Below are 18,092 nucleotides of genomic sequence, written 5' to 3' on the forward strand. Positions count from 1 at the left end.
GCCGCCCCTTTTAATCGTAATTGGAAAATCTGATCGTTTAAGTCAAGAGAGATTAAGCTCCTTCTTCCTCAGAACCTTCTTCTCCGCCTTCTTCAGATCCTTCTTCGGATTCTTCTTCAGATCCTTCTTCTTCTCCGCCCTCTTCTGAGCCCTCTCCTCCGCCTTCTTCAGAACCGATTTGAGCCACCCATTCGGCCATGGCATCAGCATTGGCTTCATCCACTTGACCGGCAGGCATTGAGCCTTGTCCATTTACCAAAATGTCAGCTATTTCTCCTTCATCAAGTCGTTCTCCGACTCCAACAAGTGAAGGACCACCGCCGCCGCCTTCGTAGTTCTCACCATGACAGCCTATACACGTGGACTGGTAGTGAGCTTCAGGATCGAAGTCTCCCCCTCCTGCTTCTTCACCGCCGCCTTCTTCCTCTTCAGCTGCTTCTTCGGATTCATTAAGTCCTTGAATAGACATAAAAAACACCACGCCGAATCCAAGAACCATGATCAGTAGAAATGGTATAATAGGATTTTTATTCATACAGTACCCTCCCTTTTTTAAAAAAATTATGTAGCAATCATTCATATGAAAGCAGTTTGAACACTACATATTTTACTCTACTATTCGACAATCGGAAAGACCCAATACTCAACTTTTCCCTTTTTGTCGCATTTTAGACACAAAGAAAATCATTTTTTTAAAAAAGGGTTTATTTCCAACTCGTTTACTGACAGCCGATTTCTCGTGAAATGACCATTCTCTGGACCTCAGAGGTTCCTTCTCCAATTTCAAGAAGTTTTGCATCTCTTAAGTATCTTTCTACATGATACTCTTTCATATACCCATATCCGCCATGAATTTGTATAGCTTCATTACAAACCTCCATACAGATTTCTGATGCATACAGCTTCGCCATTGAAGCTTCCTTAGTAAATTTCTTCCCCTGATCCTTCAGCCAGGCTGCTTTATACGTCATGGTCCTTGCCAGTTCGATTTTCATTGCCATATCTGCCAGTTTAAATTGTGTTACCTGAAAGGACGAGATCGGGCGGCCGAATTGATGACGTTCTTTAGAGTAACTGAGCGCTCGCTCGTATGCCGCCTGTGCGATTCCTACAGCCATAGCAGCAATTCCAATCCGTCCCCCGTCCAACGTTATCAAAAACTGCCTGAAGCCCTCACCGCGCTTTCCTAGAAGGTTTTCGCGGGGTACTTTAACGTCTTCCAGCACAAGTTCCGTTGTATTAGATGAATGCAAGCCCATTTTTTCATAATTATCAATTACTTTAAAGCCTTCTGCGTCCGTCGGCACAATGATGGCGCTGATTTCTTTTTGTCCATTGATCGTTCCGGTAATAGCAGTTAAAGCAAGATATTTTGCCCAGCTGGCATTTGTAATATAGCTTTTATTTCCATTAATAATGAAATCAGTTCCTTCTTCTTTTGCACTCGTCTGGGTCCCCCCGGCGTCTGAACCTGCATTAGGCTCTGTTAAACCAAATGCCCCCAGCGATTCTCCAGAACAAATCTGAGGTAAATAAGCTTCTTTTTGTTTGTCCGTGCCAAACATGTGAATAGGGGCTCCCCCCAATGAAATATGGGCTGAATATGTAATACCGGTTGATCCGCAAGCACGGCTTAATTCTTCTGTTACGATTGCAAAGCTTGTTGTATCTGCCCCAGCACCTCCGTACTCCTCAGAAAACGGCAGCCCCATCATTCCCAGTTCCCCAAGCTGCTTCATCACATCTTTTGGAAATGCTTTGGTTCGGTCCCGCTCCAATGCACCAGGTGCTACAACTTCCTGGGCAAATTCACGTATCGTACGCTGAATCATCTGCTGTTCTTGTGTAAGTTCAAAATTCATATTCATCCCCCTTGTTTGTATCCGCTTTCATTTCTATTATAAGAGATGACAAGCCTATTCTACAAGTTTATCTCAATCAGTTACCTATATTGATAGATACAAATCATTAATACAGCCAATCCCAAAAAGCCGCCAGCACTTAAATAGCTTAATTTAAATTTCCACCCCATGACCATCCAGATTACACATTGAATCCCTATTAAAAAAAACAGCAGGGGCAGATTGTCTGAAAAATATTTTTCCCAAATCTGTAAACTTTGAAGAAGAAGGATAAAAACTGCCGTAATAATAGATATATGCCGTACCCATTTATTTGTTTTCTTTTTGAATCCCTGAATGAAAAGCAAAACGACAAAAATCGATAAAAACGCTGTTTGCAATATTACAGATAACTCAGTAAAATTGAAAACAACAAAAGAAATTAACGCCATCCATACGGTAATCATGGAGTAGAAATTCGAGGTTGAATGATTAAGAGACAATACAGCGCGAGTCTTTGAAATGGGAGACTTCTCACTGACCGCTTCCCCTTCATTGTACAATGCAAGTAAATAATCACAATAATGGGAAGGAAGAATCTTATTTGCTTTCCAGTACAAAATTTCATTTGTAATGATTTCTTTTCTTTGTTCTCTCATGAACACCGCTCCTATTTAAGATCTTATAAAAAAAGCCAATCCTCTTTTTTCAAAGAGAATTGGCAGTATGGCCTATTCCAAAAAGTCTTTTAATCGTTTGCTTCTGCTGGGATGACGAAGTTTTCTGAGGGCTTTTGCTTCGATCTGACGGATACGCTCCCGTGTAACGCCAAACACCTTCCCAACTTCTTCCAGAGTGCGCGTGCGGCCGTCATCGAGTCCAAATCGCAGTCTGAGTACGTTCTCCTCTCGGTCTGTTAATGTATCCAGTACATCTTCGAGCTGTTCTTTAAGGAGTTCATATGCAGCGTGCTCAGAAGGGGATTGAGCTTCTGAATCTTCAATAAAATCTCCTAAATGGGAGTCATCTTCTTCACCTATTGGTGTTTCAAGCGATACAGGTTCCTGCGCAATTTTTAGGATTTCTCTTACTTTTTCAGGAGTAAGGTCCATTTCTTCAGAAATTTCTTCTGGAGATGGCTCCCGTCCTAAGTCCTGCAGAAGCTGCCGCTGAACACGGATTAATTTATTGATCGTTTCCACCATGTGAACAGGAATCCGGATCGTTCTGGCCTGGTCCGCAATCGCACGTGTGATCGCCTGTCTGATCCACCATGTTGCATACGTACTAAATTTAAATCCTTTACTATGATCAAATTTTTCAACAGCTTTAATCAGGCCCATATTGCCTTCCTGTATCAAATCTAAAAATAGCATGCCACGCCCGACGTATCTTTTCGCAATACTTACAACGAGTCTAAGGTTTGCTTCTGCCAAGCGCCGTTTGGCTTCTTCGTCCCCTTGTTCAATACGGGTTGCAAGTGAAATTTCTTCCTGCGCGGACAATAAATCCACTCTGCCGATTTCTTTCAAATACATACGGACCGGATCGTTTATTTTAACTCCGGGAGGAACACTTAAATCATTTAAGTCAAATTCTTCCTCTTCTTCTTTCCCCAGTTCAGTTACACTCGGGTCACCTTCGTTGCCTTCTTTTACAACTTCTACTCCCTGTTCACCCAGCTGTTCATAAAACTCATCCATCTGGTCGCTGTCAAGTTCAAAACTCGCTAACTTTTCCGCAATATCCTCAAGGGTAATTTCACCATTTTTTTTACCTGCTTCCAGCAGCTGGGCTTTTATAACATCAATCGTAATTACTTCAGTTTCTGATTGTTTGGAACGTGTTGACTTTTCAGCCATTGGTCCCCCTCCTTCCAAGCTTGCACGACTTTATCTTTTCAAAGCTTTCCGCAATTGAATAATTTCCATTCCAATTTCGGCAGCTTTTCTGAAATCATTTTTACGTTCTGCTTCTTTTTCTTCAACTTCTTTTTCCTTTATCTTCAACAACTTTTGATATTTTAACACTTCTGCCACATAATCATTCAGTTCATCGCTTCCCACTTCGGGGTTGATATCCATCATATTGATCTCTGTGGCAATTGCCCGCAGATGTCGGTCAGGAAGCATATGAACAAATGCCCCTGCGTCAGAATGATGACCTTCTTCGTAATAAGCAAGCAGATAAGTGAAGATGGCCTGATGCTCATCTTTATTCATCGTTTTGCCGCTTAAAAGGTTCTGAACTGTATAAGCTGTATCTTCATTGGCCATCATATGAGCTATAAGATGTCTTTCTGCTGTAAGGTATGCCGGAAGAAGTGTTGACCTCCACTGAAAGACGCCCGACGGCTTGGGCTGCTGAATTTCTTTGGCTGTCTCGTCTTGGGGCGTAATACTCATCATTTGCTGAGACAAGCCTTCTACCGACAGATTAAATTCATCAGACAGCTGCTTAATATAAAATTCTCTGTCAATTGTCTCTTTCAAGGAAGAAATTTCCTTTAAAACAGACTTAATATAGGACAAGCGGCCGTCTTCAGAGGATAAATTGTTTTTTGAACGGAAATAATGCATTTTAAACGCCATTTCCGAAACGCTGGAATCGATGATCTCCTGTTTAAAGGCTTGCCCGCCTTTTTTTTGAATATAATCATCTGGATCCATACCGTTCGGGAGCAATGCGACTTTGACTTTCAGGCCTGAAGAGGCAAGTTCCCTCGCTGCTTTAAACGCTGCTTCGTACCCGGCCTTGTCTCCATCATAGCAAATGATGACCTGGCCAGTCAGTCTTTTGATCAGTCCGATATGCTGTACTGTAAGGGAAGTCCCCATTGTAGCGATTCCGTTCGCGGTCCATTCATTAGACGAAATTACATCTGCAAATCCTTCAAAAAGGACAACGGACTGCTCTCTTCTGATGGCGCCTCTGGCCCTGTGGTAATTAAACAAAATCTTATTTTTCTGAAACAGCGGTGTTTCCGGAGAATTCAAATACTTTGGTTCATCTTTTTTATCAGAATTGATAATTCTTCCGGAAAAAGCTACAGTTTGTCCCCGGTCATTTTCAACCGGAAACATAATACGCTCCCTGAATCGATCAAAATATGATCCATTATCCCGCTTTATAATTAGTCCTGCCTGCTCCATTGAAGAAAGGTCAAACCCTCTTTTTTTAAGCAATTCAGAAGTAAAGTCCCAGCTGGGCAAAGCCCAGCCAATACGAAACTGCTTAAGCTGCTCTTCTGTGAAGCCTCTTTGAAGCATGTATTCTAATGCATGCTGACCTTCTTCGGTATTCATCAGTAAATGGTGATAAAATTTGGCGAGAAGCTCGTGAGCATCTTGCTGGTCCTTGTAGAGCTGCTTCGTATTTCCATCCGTTTCATTTGCTGTTTCATCCTGCTGCAAGCTGATATCCATACCAATTTTAGATCCAGCAATCACAACTGCTTCTTTAAAAGACACACCATCATGGTCCATCAGAAAACTATAGACGTTTCCTCCTGCACCACAGCCGAAACAGTGAAAAATCTGTTTTTCAGGAGAAACAGAAAATGAGGGTGAATTCTCGCCGTGAAATGGACAAAGGCCAAAATAGTTGCGCCCCTGTTTCTTCAGCTGAACATAGTCGCTGATTACATCGACAATATCCGTTTTCTTTCGTATCTCCTCGACCATTTCTTCCGGAATTCTGTCAGACACAAAAAACACCACCATTTAGTCTAGTGTGATAATAGTCATTTCGCCATAAATCAATTTTTTCCTGCATGGCGCGCTAAATATTTTATGAGGCGGTCTGAAAAATTTTTAACATCCTCACTTGAAAGCTTTTTGGGACCGCCACCGTAACGCCCTTTTTTGCGTTCCATTTGATGTAAATAGCGAAATGCCAAACTTGTATCTATTGTGTCTTCTTGATACTGCTTTCCCCTGGTTGACAAGGCATAAACTCCCTTTGGAAGAACTAAAGAAGCTAGTCCAATGTCCTGAGTTATGACCAGATCACCTCTTTTAACATGATTTAAAATATATAAATCCACTGCTTCTTTTCCCTCATCAATGAAGGTCCATACCTTTTGATCAGCGTCCGCACTAAAGTGCTGAAAGGAAGCTACAAAAAGGTAGCTTGTACCATAGGCAAGTGCCTGTTCTTCAATAATTTTCTTCAGTTCTTTCGGGCAGGCATCGGCATCAATAAAAACCATTCTATCATCTCTTTGTATCTCCATGAACAAGGTATTCTACATAAAAGATAGAACTCCTTTTATTCAGAAAAATAATTAGTAAAAAAATTTTTTATCACAATTTTTTATTATAGTATATTTGCTCTATTTTCGCCAACATTTTATTTTGGGTTAAATTAGTTGGTGTGTTTAGTTGAGGATTGAAATGTGGGGGGGCGGGTTTATCAGTACTGTCCAAATTTAAAGAGCCTGTGTCACAGGCTCTTTAAACGATTCACTGCGCTGCAGGCGGACGCTTGATTCTGTCACATCCTGTTGGATTCGCCGCCTTTTGCTGAGTTAAAAATCACCAAAAGAAGTGCCTCCATTTTCTAAACGCATTCAGTTTTTTTTCTATTGAAGGCAGCAGCATAACTCCATATTATCTATTAATTAAAAATATCATTTAGAATAATATTAGCCGTTTCTTCAACTGCTTTATTTGTTACATCAATTACAGGACAGTTTATTTTTTTAACAATTGCTTCGAAATGATCCATTTCCTCTTGAATTCTTTCCATTTTTGCATATGTGGCATCATCATTTAAACCCAATGCAATAAGTCTTTCTTTTCGTATATAGTTAAGTTTTTCAGGGCGGATCTTCAGTCCGTAGCATTTGGATGGGTTGACTTTAAAAAGCTCTGCTGGAGGTTCAATTTCCGGTACCAAGGGAACATTGGCAACCTTCAGCCTTTTATGAGCAAGATATTGGGACAATGGCGTCTTGGAGGTTCTAGACACTCCCACTAGTACAATATCTGCTTTTAAAATGCCCCTGGGGTCCCTGCCATCGTCGTACTTTACCGCGAATTCAATCGCCTCTATTTTTTTAAAGTAGTCTTCGTCGAGCTCATGAACCATACCGGGTTCATTAATAGGCATCTCTTCACTTGCAGTTTGAAGAGAGGTTATAATCGGCCCTACGACATCGTGGGCGGTTATATTAAAACGCTTAATCTGTTCTTGAATGTAATGGCGAATCTCAGGTCTTACAAGGGTGTAAACGATAATGCCTTCGTCATCCTTGGCAAGTGCAATGACCTCATCCACATTTGCTGTTTCTTCTACATAAGGAAATCGTTTAATCGATATTGATTTTCTGGATTGTCTGAACTGACTAACGCAGGCCTTTGCCACAAGTTCTGCTGTTTCACCTACAGAATCAGAAACCACGTACACATTAATTTCATTCATTTTTCCACCACCCATAGACTACGACTCATCCTTTGACAAGCTGACAAAGGCTTTAGTGATATTTGTTTTCGTGATTCTGCCAAACACTTCATATCCCCGTTCCACTTTTCTCACAACCGGAAGAGAATCGATTTGCTTATCAATTAATTTTGTTGCTACATTTACTAAAAGATCGTCTTTTTCACAATACGTCACGTTTGGCATCCTGGTCATAATAACATTTACCGGTAAATTAGTTAAATCCTGCTGACCAATGCTTGCGCGAAGCAAATCTTTACGTGACAGCACACCTGCGAGCAAAGCATGCTGATCGACTACGAATAACGTCCCGACATCCTCTAAAAACATATGACATATAGCGTCATACACGGATAAATTATCGTGCACGACCACTGGAAGTGATTGATAATCTTTAACGTACAGCTTTTTTAAATTCTCGGTCAGAAGCTGTGTTCCTGATTTACCGGTATAAAAATAGCCTACCCTGGGTCTTGCATCCAAAAACCCCGCCATAGTTAAAATTGCTAAATCAGGACGCAGAGTTGCTCTAGTTAAATGCAGTCTTTCTGCTATTTGTTCTCCAGTTATCGGACCGTTCCCTTTAACAATCTGCAGAATTTCTGTCTGTCTTTTATTAAGTTCTATTATAGTCACCACCTTAAAGCAGTACATTAAGTCATACTTATTCTTAATATTATATACTATAAGTGATAATTTTTCGATCACTGCATCATAATATAATAAGCATTTATTTTACAACTTTAAAACGGATATCCATGAAGTGCAACTGATTCGATTTTTTGAGCGAATAGATTATATTGTGAATCGTAATTAATCATGGTAGGATAGATATACATTACCCATATATTAGCGCGATGAAGGATCAATAAGTACCTGCTGCAAAAAAGAAGCGACCGGAGATGGTGAGAGCCCGGAAAGCAGGGAAAACGGCAATCCTGAGCAATGCATGCAACGAAGGTGAATGCACATCGCATTAACTAGGGTGGAACCGCGGACGTCAAATCCGTCCCTGGGCTATTTACTAGCCCAGGGACGGATTTTTTATGTGGACTTTCGCAAATCAAATAAAAGGAGTGCTGGTTATGTCTTCAATGGACGAAATTGTGCAATTAGCAAAACATCGCGGATTTGTTTTTCCGGGATCAGAAATTTACGGAGGGCTCGCAAATACATGGGACTATGGGCCGCTTGGAGTAGAGCTTAAAAATAATATAAAAAAAGCCTGGTGGAAGAAGTTCATTCAGGAATCTCCATATAATGTGGGATTAGATGCAGCCATTTTAATGAATCCAAAAACCTGGGAAGCTTCCGGTCATATTGGCAATTTCAATGATCCAATGATCGACTGTAAAAGCTGCAAAGCCAGACACCGGGCTGATAAATTAATCGAAGAAGCAATTGAAGCTAAGGGCGAGGAATTAATTGTAGATGGACTGCCTTTTTCTAAAATGACAGAATTGATTACTGAACATGACATTGCATGTCCAAACTGCGGAAGTAAAGATTTCACTGAGATCCGCCAGTTTAATTTAATGTTTAAAACTTTTCAGGGTGTAACAGAAGCAACGACCAATGAAATTTTTCTGCGTCCGGAAACGGCTCAAGGTATTTTTGTCAATTTTAAAAATGTTCAACGGACGATGAGAAAACGTGTGCCATTCGGCATCGGCCAAATTGGTAAAAGTTTTCGAAATGAAATTACTCCCGGGAACTTCACATTCCGGACCCGTGAATTTGAGCAAATGGAAATCGAATTCTTCTGTAAGCCTGGTGAAGATCTTGAATGGCATGCATACTGGCGCGAGTTTTGTAAAAACTGGCTGCTAAATCTGGGCATGCGTGAAGAAAGCATGCGACTGCGTGATCATGATTCAGATGAGCTTTCTCATTACAGTAATGCAACAACTGATATTGAATACCGCTTTCCTTTCGGATGGGGTGAATTATGGGGAATTGCTGACCGGACAGATTTTGATTTAAAGCGTCATATGGAATACTCCAACGAAGATTTCACTTACCTGGATCAGCAGACAAATGAGCGGTACGTTCCATATTGCATTGAGCCATCCCTTGGTGCTGACAGGGTAACACTTGCCTTTTTATGCGATGCATTTGAAACAGAAGAGCTCGAAAACAATGACCAGCGGACGGTTTTACGCTTCCATCCTGCCCTCGCACCATTTAAAGCTGCGGTATTGCCGCTTTCAAAAAAATTAAGCGAGGAAGCAATCAAGGTACAGCAGGAACTTGCTGAGGATTTCATGGTGGATTTTGATGAATCCCAGTCTATAGGCAAACGTTACCGTCGTCAGGACGAAATTGGAACTCCTTATTGCATCACGTTTGATTTTGACTCTTTGGAAGACAAACAAGTAACGGTGAGAAATCGGGATACAATGGACCAGATTAGAATGCCGATCTCAGAAGTAAAGGCCTTTTTAGCAAACGCAATTAAATTTTAACGGTTCTGCAGCGTTATTAATTCAGACGCGGGTAGTAATGCCTGACACCGGGTATGCTAAAGTCCCTGTGGAAAGCCTCCGTCTGAAGCGCAGTGAACCGCCCAAAAAGCCTGAGACATTTTGTCTCAGGCTTTTTATACTTCATTCATCTTCAATTCGCCGCTTATTTTGTCGTGTTATTCTTGTTCTCTTCCGGACTATCGCCATGTAAAACGGTTTTCATTCTATCCAATTGCTCTAAAAATGATTTTGATTTTATAAAGACGCCTACATATTCATCATAATAGGTTCTGATGACAAGCCTAAGCTCTTTCTTCGTTTGTTCCTGCAGTGAAACGGAACCCAGTCGGTTCAAGTCGAGAAAATAAAACAGCTTCAATAAACGGACTGTCTGCGGTGTAATTTTTAAAGCATATGAATCATTAGACCAGCAGCGGTGACAAAGCAAACCATTTTCTCTTATGGAAAAGGAAAAATGACCTTCTGTTTCACCGCAATGAGCACATCTGTCAAGCACTGGCTGAACCCCGAAAACAGGAAGCAGTTTCATTTCAAATATCAAACAAATTACTTCTTCATCATATCCCTCATTAAGATAAGATAAGGATTGCGCAAGCAGCTCAAATAAATAAGGGTTTGTTTTTCGGTCTTCAACTGCTTTATCCAGCAATTCCACCATATAAGCAGCGTAGGCCGATTTAAATAAATCTTCTTTTATTCCCCTCTGAGAAGCCACAAGGTCTCCTTGCTGCAGACTTCCCATGCCATTTCCTTTACGAAACAAAAAATATGCATAAGTGAAAAGCTGGGAAATAGAAGAAAGCCGGCTGTTAGCTTTTTTTGCACCTCTGGCCATAACTGCAAACTTACCAAATTCTCTTGAATAAATAGTCACAATTTTATCTGATTCACCATAATCACTTGTTCGAACAACAATACCTTCACATTTTTGGAGCATATAGTATCCTCCCTGCTGCTATTCCTGTTCGATGATTACTTTATATTTGGATCTGAGAGCCGGATAAGTACTCTGATTCGCCCTGGGATGCGGTTTCTGGCTTCAGCTCTTCACCTTGACCTTCAATCTCTTTAAACAAAAGATAAAGTTCTACATTCCCGGTTTGACTAAAAACTTCCCACGTAAAATCCAACATACGCTTCACACCTTTCATGTTGTCCATGAATGTCAGTACGTTTTTAGTGTGCCACTTCTTCCATAGAATGATGGCTCGTAACATTTCCCAATCCTGTAGTCAGCATCCAGCTTTAATAATCATCTTCCTTAAAACCAAAGTCTCTTAAGTTGCTGGCTTTATTTCTCCAGTCTTTTTGAACTTTCACCCACAGTTCAAGATAAACCTTTGAACCAAGAAGATTTTCAATATCTTCCCTTGCCCGCTGTCCTATTTCCTTAAGCATCGCACCACGTTTTCCAATAACAATTCCCTTTTGAGAATCACGTTCCACGATAATCGTTGCCATGACATTAATTAATTCTTTCCCTTCCTCCTTGCTGATTTTTTCAATTGAAACAGCGATAGAGTGAGGGACCTCTTCACGAGTTAAATGAAGCGCTTTTTCACGAATTAACTCAGAAATAATAAAGCGCTCCGGATGATCCGTGATTTGGTCTGCGGGATAATATTGAGGTCCTTCAGGCAGATTGGCTTGAATTTGCTCAAGCAGCGTTTCTACATTCTGGCCCTCAAGAGCTGAAATGGGAACTACTTCCTGAAACGTTTGACGGGAGCGGTATTGATCGATAATCGGCAGCAATTCATCTGGATGAACGGTGTCTATTTTATTGAGCACGAGAAAGACAGGTGTTTTCACATCTTTTAACAGATCCATGATGAACTCATCACCGCGGCCCAGCCCTTCGTCTACATTCACCATAAATAAAATCAGGTCAACTTCCCGAAAAGTATTGGTTGCCATTTTGATCATAAAGTCGCCAAGCTTATGCTTAGGCTTGTGTATACCAGGTGTATCTATAAAAATCATCTGGCTGTCATTAGTCGTGAGAACTCCCTGTATCTTGTTTCGTGTTGTCTGTGGTTTATCACTCATAATGGCAATCTTCTGCCCAATGACTCGATTTAAAAATGTAGATTTCCCGACATTCGGTCGCCCTACAATGGAAATAAATCCTGATTTGTGTTTAGTTTCTTTCTCCATTTAAATCCTCCGGTAAAAAAGCGCCAGGAAGTAATTCTGCTACCGTCAGTTCCTGAACGTCTCCTTTTAAATTTGTTAAATACACCATCATATCCTGACTGCATAATTCTGCAATAACTTGTCTGCAGGCACCACAAGGCGGAACCGGGCGCTTTGTATCAGCTACTACCGCAATCGCTTTAAATTTACGATCCCCTTCAGCATACGCTTTAAACAGCGCTGTTCTTTCAGCGCAATTACACATGCTGTAAGCAGCATTTTCAATATTGCATCCATGATGAATTTTTCCGTCCTCAGTAAGCAGCGCTGCTCCTACCTTGAATTTCGAGTATGGCACGTACGCTTTTTCACGGGCGGATTTTGCTTCATTCACCAACAATTCTAAGTTCATTCTTCAGCTCTCCTTTAAGATAACTACTTTCTCTTCATTGCATATTCAATGCGTGGAATTCGAATGATCCCTTGAAGTATTTCTTATTGTACTATATTTTCATCTAAAAAAGCGCTCTTAGAACGAAACGATTGTTAAGCCTAAAGAAAAATGTTGATTATTTTCGGCAAAAAGATGATGACACCTGTAATGCCTGCGCCTGCAGCACAAACAAAAACTGCAGCTGCTGAAGCATCTTTCGCTTTTTTAGCCAACGGGTGCCGATCATAAGTAATCAGATCCACAGCCCTTTCAACTGCAGTGTTCATTAATTCCATTGCCAGAACACCTGAAACCGCTAATGAAATAAACAGCCATTCCAGTACAGATATCTGCAGGTACCATCCCGCCAGAACAACTGCACAGGCAGAAATTAAATGAATTTTAAAATTTTGCTCGTGCTTAGCTACATCTTTTACTCCATCCCAAGCATAACGAAAGGAGGAAAATAACCGCTTTAGATTCATACTATGACCTCGCCAAACCAAAATCCTCTAAAATCACATTTTGTCTGCCAAACATGACCGCTTCATCCGACTCTTTTATATGGTCATAGCCGAGCAGATGCAAGAAACCGTGTAATGCCAGAAATCCCAGTTCCCGTGAAAAAGAATGTCCATATTCAGCTGCCTGGTCTTTTGCAACTTGAACGGATATCACAATATCTCCGAGCATTCGCGGCATCCCTTCACCGATGACTGCTGCATCACCTTCCGTTTCATCTTCCATTGCAAATGAAATTACGTCCGTAGGCTGATCTTTTCCTCTGTAGGTTTTATTAATTTCCTGAATTTTACGATTGGTTACAAAGGTGACTGAACACTCACCGTTTTGAACTCCTTCTTTTTCTGAAGCAAAAAGGAGAAGATCTTCTACTAATGTAATATCTTTGTCTGTGAGAGACTCCGTTTCATCAAAAAAATCAATTTGCAACGTCATGCCTGCTTCTTCCTTTCCTGCTTTTTTGTGAATTCAGGGTATTCAATTCTTGAATGAAAGATCCCGTTTAGTGTTTCACAAAAAGCTGTTTTAATGATTTCAAGTTCTTTTAGAGTCAGGTCGCATTCGTTAAACTGTCCGTCCTGTAAGCGATCCTGGATAATGGATTGAACAAGCCCCTTAATCTTTTCAGACGTTGGATCCTTCATTGAGCGCACCGCAGCTTCAACACTATCAGCTACAGAGATTACGGCAGCCTCTCTTGTCTGCGGTTTTGGCCCAGGGTAGCGATAATCTTCTTCCCGAACCTCTTTACCAGATTCTTTTGCTTTATAATAAAAATATTTTAAAAGCGTCGTGCCGTGATGCTGCTCAGCTATATCGATAAAATCTTTTGGCAGTTTCCATTTTCTGAGCATTTCAGCTCCGTCCAAAGCATGTGAAATAATAATATCTCTGGAAGCCTCAGGACTCAGCCGATCATGAGGATTTTGAATGTTCATCTGGTTCTCAATAAAGAAATGGGGACGTTTTGTTTTTCCAATATCATGATAGTAACAACCTACCCGCGCAAGCAACCCATTTGCTCCTATTGCTTCGCAGGCTGACTCTGCAAGATTTGCGACCATTACGCTATGGTGATACGTTCCGGGTGCTTCAGTTAAAATCCTTTTCAAGAGCGGATGGTTGGGATTTGAGAGCTCCACCAGCTTCATTGTCGACAAAATTCCGAATCCGGCTTCAAATAGAGGAAGTAAGCCAATTGTAAGGATTGATGCCAGAATTCCTGACACTGTCGCAAAAATAAGGTAAAGCGTCCAATCAAGCAAACTGTACTGAGCGTTTTCAATTAAACCCATAGAGAGCAATACCAGTACATTTGCCACTGCGACAAACAACCCCGCACGAAGCAAATACGTACGGTGCTTTGTATGAGAAAGGAACAAGACGCCTGCAAGCCCGCTGAATAGAAAATAGAGAGCAATTTCAACATTAATGGAACCGGTAATACTGTCATTAAAAATAATGCTCCCACAGGCTGCAAGGAGTATCGTGGTGACAAGAGCCAGCCTCGTATTGATCATGCTTCTGATCAGCATCGCTGCCATTGCAGCGGGGTATAGGTACTGAATTTGAGCAATATCCAGCTCTCCTACCAGTTCGGTCACCTTCATTAACCCAAGTGAAAGCAGAAAAATAATACTGACTAAGGTCAAATAGTTTTGCTTTTTTTCTTCTTCAATCTTCCAGGAGGAAAACTGGAAATATAAAACCAAAAATACCAGAAGTGAAAACAAAATCAAGCCTGCAAAAGGAGCGATGGTATCATCATTCGTCGTAAGACCCAATGCTTCTAGCTGACGGTATATATCTCTGTCAATCAGGTACCCTTCCTGCACAATGACCTGCCCTTCAAGTATTTGAACCGGCTCAACATCTTCCCTGGCCTGATCTCTCCTTGCTTCTGTCTGTTCTTCATCAAAAAGATTGTTTTCAACTACTGCAAAGCGGCCTAATTCAATGGAGGCTGTTTTTAAATCATCTTGAATAGCCAGGCCTGCAAGACGTTCCTCAAGAGAATCTTTGGTTCCGTTTACTTCAGACTGTGTAATGGGATTGGACATCGTGGATTCAAGCTGAGATACCAAAATTCCTTTTGTCCTTTCCAATTCACTGTCACTAGAGGACAAGAGTTGTTCAAAGACTGAGTCATCAATAGCTGTGGTTACATTTTCTGATACATCTTCAGACAGCGCTTCCTTCAAATCAGTCATCATGTCATTTGTTACGGTTACAGTATTTTCTGGTTCTTCAGCATCATCCGCTGAAGGATTAAAATCCATCGCAAATTCAAAAATGGAAGAAATCAGCGAAGTACGGTTTTCAAGTATTTCCGGCCGGTAGGTGTACACTTCTGAAATTTCATCCACTGCCCGTTGCTGTTCTATTTCTGTACGTCTTACGTCTACAATGGTTTTGGGTGATCGGATTGTCTCCTCGGCTACAGAAAATAATCGGATATCGTACGTTTCAAGACGGACGTGACTGAATAATAAAACAAATGTCATCAAAGCTACAATACTAAGCAATAGCCACTTAAACAATCGATAGCTTAGCAGAGTTCGTATTCTTCTGATCCAATACTCCATATATCCCCACTCCTCTTAGCGAGTAAGCTCCCCGGTTTTCTTCATTAAAACAGTGTTTTATGTATAAATAAGGGACCCTTTAAAACTTCTAAATCATGCCATTCTTTTTTAAGTATAGCAGAAATTTCTTCAATAAAAATGAAAAGTCTGTCCTGCTTGGGAAAAAAGCAGGACAGACTTTTTACTTCTCTTCTTTTTGTTCGTAAGCTCCGATAATCTTTCCAACAAGCGGATGCCTGACCACATCTGCCTGTTCAAGATAATTGAAAGAGATGCCTTGAACATTTTTTAAAATCTTTTGTGCTGCTACCAGGCCTGATTCCATTCCCTTTGGCAGATCCACCTGACTCTGGTCACCAGTGATGACCATTTTCGAACCAAAACCAAGCCGCGTTAGAAACATTTTCATCTGAGCCCTTGTCGTATTTTGCGCTTCGTCTAATATTACAAAAGCATCATCCAGCGTTCGCCCTCTCATATAGGCAAGTGGGGCGATTTCAATGATGCCTCTTTCAATCAGCCTTTGAGTATGGTCCGCTCCCAATACATCGTTTAATGCGTCGTAAAGAGGTCTGAGATACGGGTCCACCTTTTCCTTAAGATCTCCAGGAAGGAAACCCAGACTTTCCCCTGCTTCGACAGCTGGTCTAGTGAGAATAATTCTCTGAACATTATTTTTCTTTAAAGCATTTACAGCCATGACAACTGCCAGATACGTTTTTCCTGTACCAGCCGGCCCAATGCCGAAGACCATATCATTTTTCTTAATTTCTTTAACATACTGCCGCTGACCCATCGTTTTTGCACGAATGGATTTTCCTTTTACACTTTTAGTGATTTCTTCATCATAAATTTCATCAAAATATTCTATTGTACCCCTTAAGGCCATTTGTGTCGCATAAATTACGTCGCGTTCACTTACTTGAATTCCCTTGCGGATCACACTTAATAATTGATTAACCACCTGCTTGGCCTGTTCCGTTTTCTCTTTCGCTCCGGTTATTCGTATAGTTTCACCACGGGAAAGAAGAGTGACATCAAGTTCATTTTCAATCGTTTTTAAATGCGCATCGGATGTGCCAAACAAAGAAACAGCTTCATTTGGATCTTCCAATGGTAAATCGATGGTGATTCGTTCATCAGTCATTCGCGTGTCTCCTCGCTAAAAGGTTGTACTTTTGCTATGTCCTCTATTGCTTGAAAATAGATGGTTAACTTTACTTTACCATTGTCAATTTGTTCATGCAAAAATTTTTCCTGTTGAATACTGCCAGTCCCTCCGATTAGCGATAAAACTTCTTCTCTTGCCACCCTCAGAGCTACTTCTCTTGCAGCCTCGCGGTTAACTTTTGTACTCGTTCTTTCCGTTTCATAAATATGAGTGGTTTTTTTCTGAACAGGGAGACGCACACCCGCAATTTCGATGTCATCCGTTTTTCTTTCTTCAACTGCCTGATCAAATGAGTCTCTTGAGAAGGATACGGACGGGGTTGTCCAGTTAAACAATTGAAGCGACCATTTTCTTTTATAATTTCCGGTTAAAGTTTCTCTTACAAGTTTATCAGGAACCGTTACATTTACTTCGTACCAAGTTTCAGCCATGACAACGCCCTTCGAAGGAACGGGTTTCTTGTCTTCCTCTCTCCCAACAAGACCTGACACGATCAGCTGTCCTTTTTTTACTACGCTATTTACATTTTCAACTGCTTGTCCCGATTCAATCTGCATCGATTGAATCGTTCCCTTTTTAGCTGCAACTATATGGGAAGGAGGAAGTTTTTCGGTCTGAGTAGTTCCCTTTTTTTCTTTTAAATGAACGATCAGCTTGGTACCCTGCCACTCGAGCCCCATCCATGAAAGCTGTTCTACCTCCTTGTACAGGACGGGTGATATCTGATTTTCAGCAGGCAGCGACTGTTTATAAGTTCCAGGTGTAAAGCCCAGCTTTTTCAACGCAATTTCGACTTCCTGCCTTATTTCAGGAGTGGCCCCCTGCATTTCAACCGACCAAAGAAATCTCGTACTAGCCATTACGATCACAATTGCGATCACCAGCCACAAAATAAAAGAACGAAATTTAAGGGCATTCTCAAGCTCATAAGCAAGTCCTGTTCCTTTTTTCAGACTGACTTTGCAGCCTGTTTTAAAAACAGCTTTACGGATACGGGATAGCTCATTGTGAGAAATAAAAAAATGAATTTCGTCATCACCAGATGAAGTGATAGAGTGAAGAACTACCGATTGCTGATGAAGCCTTTGAAGAACCACTGGATATCCTTTTCCTTTAACGGTAACACCGATCGTTCCGGGTAATGTTGGTTTCATACGCTTTCTCCACCTTGCTGCCGGTTATAAATAATTTCAGACACATTCCCTTTTATGGTCATTTCATCTTGAAGCATGGATTGTATTTGCAGAGAATCTCCATTGATTTCCACAAGCCCATCAAAAACTTTTACAACAATACTGTGATGCTCCACTTTTAATAGCCCTTTATGATTTTCAATATGCAAAAGAAAGGAACCGATCCATGTCACTCTTGGCAGATCGAGCAGTAAATCATCAGGAAGTTGAAGGGTACTGCCTATCCAATGTTTCGTACGTGTCAGCCACCTTGACATAAAAAAGCCCCCCTCTCTTTTCATCT

At 41.0% G+C, this 18,092-nt stretch carries 19 protein-coding genes; 1 reads left to right on the forward strand and 18 read right to left on the reverse strand.

From position 1 onward, the window contains the following. Positions 1-52 precede the first annotated feature (52 nt). The 8 genes from cccA to ACQCT8_RS05620 all read right to left on the reverse strand — a co-directional run bounded on the left by cccA (position 53) and on the right by ACQCT8_RS05620 (position 7,937). Positions 53-535, reverse strand: coding sequence for a cytochrome c550 (cccA, locus tag ACQCT8_RS05585; RefSeq protein ID WP_426869252.1), 483 nt, complete (start codon positions 533-535; stop codon positions 53-55). Positions 536-719: 184 nt separating this feature from the next. Further along, positions 720-1,862, reverse strand: a complete 1,143-nt coding sequence (locus tag ACQCT8_RS05590) for an acyl-CoA dehydrogenase family protein (RefSeq protein WP_426869254.1) — start codon at positions 1,860-1,862, stop codon at positions 720-722. Between the two features lie 80 nt (positions 1,863-1,942). Continuing rightward, complete coding sequence (locus ACQCT8_RS05595) at positions 1,943-2,500, reverse strand: hypothetical protein (RefSeq protein ID WP_426869256.1); 558 nt, start codon at positions 2,498-2,500, stop codon at positions 1,943-1,945. A 72-nt stretch (positions 2,501-2,572) separates the two neighbouring features. After that, positions 2,573-3,703, reverse strand: a complete 1,131-nt coding sequence (gene rpoD, locus ACQCT8_RS05600; RefSeq protein ID WP_278239527.1) for an RNA polymerase sigma factor RpoD — start codon at positions 3,701-3,703, stop codon at positions 2,573-2,575. Positions 3,704-3,733: 30 nt separating this feature from the next. After that, positions 3,734-5,548: a DNA primase gene (gene dnaG, locus ACQCT8_RS05605; protein WP_426869258.1), complete on the reverse strand. Its 1,815-nt coding sequence runs from the start codon at positions 5,546-5,548 to the stop codon at positions 3,734-3,736. Positions 5,549-5,598: 50 nt separating this feature from the next. Continuing rightward, complete coding sequence (locus ACQCT8_RS05610; protein ID WP_426869259.1) at positions 5,599-6,051, reverse strand: YaiI/YqxD family protein; 453 nt, start codon at positions 6,049-6,051, stop codon at positions 5,599-5,601. A 407-nt stretch (positions 6,052-6,458) separates the two neighbouring features. Next, positions 6,459-7,265, reverse strand: coding sequence for a pyruvate, water dikinase regulatory protein (locus ACQCT8_RS05615; RefSeq protein ID WP_426869261.1), 807 nt, complete (start codon positions 7,263-7,265; stop codon positions 6,459-6,461). An 18-nt stretch (positions 7,266-7,283) separates the two neighbouring features. Then, complete coding sequence (locus ACQCT8_RS05620; RefSeq protein WP_426869263.1) at positions 7,284-7,937, reverse strand: helix-turn-helix transcriptional regulator; 654 nt, start codon at positions 7,935-7,937, stop codon at positions 7,284-7,286. Positions 7,938-8,368: 431 nt separating this feature from the next. Between ACQCT8_RS05620 and ACQCT8_RS05625 the strand changes: the two genes are divergently transcribed. After that, entirely contained in the window at positions 8,369-9,748 is a 1,380-nt protein-coding gene (locus ACQCT8_RS05625; protein WP_426869265.1) for a glycine--tRNA ligase, read from the forward strand. Between the two features lie 163 nt (positions 9,749-9,911). Here ACQCT8_RS05625 and recO read toward each other — a convergent pair whose 3' ends face one another. The 10 genes from recO to ACQCT8_RS05675 form a co-directional block, all read right to left on the reverse strand. Then, positions 9,912-10,706 (reverse strand): DNA repair protein RecO, encoded by a 795-nt coding sequence (gene recO, locus ACQCT8_RS05630; protein WP_426869267.1) that lies wholly within the window; start codon positions 10,704-10,706, stop codon positions 9,912-9,914. Positions 10,707-10,746: 40 nt separating this feature from the next. Continuing rightward, complete coding sequence (locus ACQCT8_RS05635) at positions 10,747-10,902, reverse strand: YqzL family protein (RefSeq protein WP_426869269.1); 156 nt, start codon at positions 10,900-10,902, stop codon at positions 10,747-10,749. A gap of 112 nt (positions 10,903-11,014) precedes the next feature. Further along, positions 11,015-11,926 (reverse strand): GTPase Era, encoded by a 912-nt coding sequence (gene era / locus ACQCT8_RS05640; protein WP_426869271.1) that lies wholly within the window; start codon positions 11,924-11,926, stop codon positions 11,015-11,017. Continuing rightward, a complete protein-coding gene (locus tag ACQCT8_RS05645) occupies positions 11,910-12,317 on the reverse strand; it encodes a cytidine deaminase (RefSeq protein ID WP_426869273.1) in 408 nt (135 codons plus the stop codon). The genes era and ACQCT8_RS05645 overlap by 17 nt, the downstream gene beginning before the upstream one ends. A gap of 140 nt (positions 12,318-12,457) precedes the next feature. After that, entirely contained in the window at positions 12,458-12,823 is a 366-nt protein-coding gene (locus ACQCT8_RS05650; RefSeq protein ID WP_426869275.1) for a diacylglycerol kinase family protein, read from the reverse strand. A gap of 1 nt (position 12,824) precedes the next feature. Continuing rightward, positions 12,825-13,295 (reverse strand): rRNA maturation RNase YbeY, encoded by a 471-nt coding sequence (ybeY, locus tag ACQCT8_RS05655; RefSeq protein ID WP_426869276.1) that lies wholly within the window; start codon positions 13,293-13,295, stop codon positions 12,825-12,827. Further along, a complete protein-coding gene (locus ACQCT8_RS05660; RefSeq protein WP_426869278.1) occupies positions 13,292-15,445 on the reverse strand; it encodes an HD family phosphohydrolase in 2,154 nt (717 codons plus the stop codon). The genes ybeY and ACQCT8_RS05660 overlap by 4 nt, the downstream gene beginning before the upstream one ends. 181 nt (positions 15,446-15,626) lie before the next feature. After that, the gene (locus ACQCT8_RS05665) at positions 15,627-16,592 is read right to left on the reverse strand and encodes a PhoH family protein (protein WP_426869280.1); all 966 of its coding nucleotides are present in this window, start codon (positions 16,590-16,592) and stop codon (positions 15,627-15,629) included. Continuing rightward, positions 16,589-17,770: a sporulation protein YqfD gene (locus tag ACQCT8_RS05670; RefSeq protein WP_426869282.1), complete on the reverse strand. Its 1,182-nt coding sequence runs from the start codon at positions 17,768-17,770 to the stop codon at positions 16,589-16,591. Before ACQCT8_RS05670 ends, ACQCT8_RS05665 begins: the two co-directional genes overlap by 4 nt. Beyond that, positions 17,767-18,066: a YabP/YqfC family sporulation protein gene (locus ACQCT8_RS05675; RefSeq protein WP_426869283.1), complete on the reverse strand. Its 300-nt coding sequence runs from the start codon at positions 18,064-18,066 to the stop codon at positions 17,767-17,769. Before ACQCT8_RS05675 ends, ACQCT8_RS05670 begins: the two co-directional genes overlap by 4 nt. Positions 18,067-18,092 lie beyond the last annotated feature (26 nt).

The organism is Jeotgalibacillus proteolyticus, assembly GCF_050107735.1.
Lineage (GTDB): Bacteria > Bacillota > Bacilli > Bacillales > Jeotgalibacillaceae > Jeotgalibacillus > Jeotgalibacillus proteolyticus_A.

Coding starts and splice junctions, on each gene's coding strand:
- ACQCT8_RS05620 (WP_426869263.1), bottom strand. CDS start 7,937: ATGTACTGCTTTAAGGTGGTGACTATAATAGAACTTAATAAAAGACAG.
- ybeY (WP_426869276.1), bottom strand. CDS start 13,295: ATGACGTTGCAAATTGATTTTTTTGATGAAACGGAGTCTCTCACAGAC.
- ACQCT8_RS05590 (WP_426869254.1), bottom strand. CDS start 1,862: ATGAATTTTGAACTTACACAAGAACAGCAGATGATTCAGCGTACGATA.
- era (WP_426869271.1), bottom strand. CDS start 11,926: ATGGAGAAAGAAACTAAACACAAATCAGGATTTATTTCCATTGTAGGG.
- cccA (WP_426869252.1), bottom strand. CDS start 535: ATGAATAAAAATCCTATTATACCATTTCTACTGATCATGGTTCTTGGA.
- ACQCT8_RS05595 (WP_426869256.1), bottom strand. CDS start 2,500: ATGAGAGAACAAAGAAAAGAAATCATTACAAATGAAATTTTGTACTGG.
- ACQCT8_RS05610 (WP_426869259.1), bottom strand. CDS start 6,051: ATGGTTTTTATTGATGCCGATGCCTGCCCGAAAGAACTGAAGAAAATT.
- rpoD (WP_278239527.1), bottom strand. CDS start 3,703: ATGGCTGAAAAGTCAACACGTTCCAAACAATCAGAAACTGAAGTAATT.
- ACQCT8_RS05635 (WP_426869269.1), bottom strand. CDS start 10,902: ATGTTGGATTTTACGTGGGAAGTTTTTAGTCAAACCGGGAATGTAGAA.
- ACQCT8_RS05650 (WP_426869275.1), bottom strand. CDS start 12,823: ATGAATCTAAAGCGGTTATTTTCCTCCTTTCGTTATGCTTGGGATGGA.
- ACQCT8_RS05625 (WP_426869265.1), top strand. CDS start 8,369: ATGTCTTCAATGGACGAAATTGTGCAATTAGCAAAACATCGCGGATTT.
- recO (WP_426869267.1), bottom strand. CDS start 10,706: ATGCTCCAAAAATGTGAAGGTATTGTTGTTCGAACAAGTGATTATGGT.
- ACQCT8_RS05615 (WP_426869261.1), bottom strand. CDS start 7,265: ATGAATGAAATTAATGTGTACGTGGTTTCTGATTCTGTAGGTGAAACA.
- ACQCT8_RS05675 (WP_426869283.1), bottom strand. CDS start 18,066: ATGTCAAGGTGGCTGACACGTACGAAACATTGGATAGGCAGTACCCTT.
- ACQCT8_RS05665 (WP_426869280.1), bottom strand. CDS start 16,592: ATGACTGATGAACGAATCACCATCGATTTACCATTGGAAGATCCAAAT.
- ACQCT8_RS05670 (WP_426869282.1), bottom strand. CDS start 17,770: ATGAAACCAACATTACCCGGAACGATCGGTGTTACCGTTAAAGGAAAA.
- ACQCT8_RS05645 (WP_426869273.1), bottom strand. CDS start 12,317: ATGAACTTAGAATTGTTGGTGAATGAAGCAAAATCCGCCCGTGAAAAA.
- ACQCT8_RS05660 (WP_426869278.1), bottom strand. CDS start 15,445: ATGGAGTATTGGATCAGAAGAATACGAACTCTGCTAAGCTATCGATTG.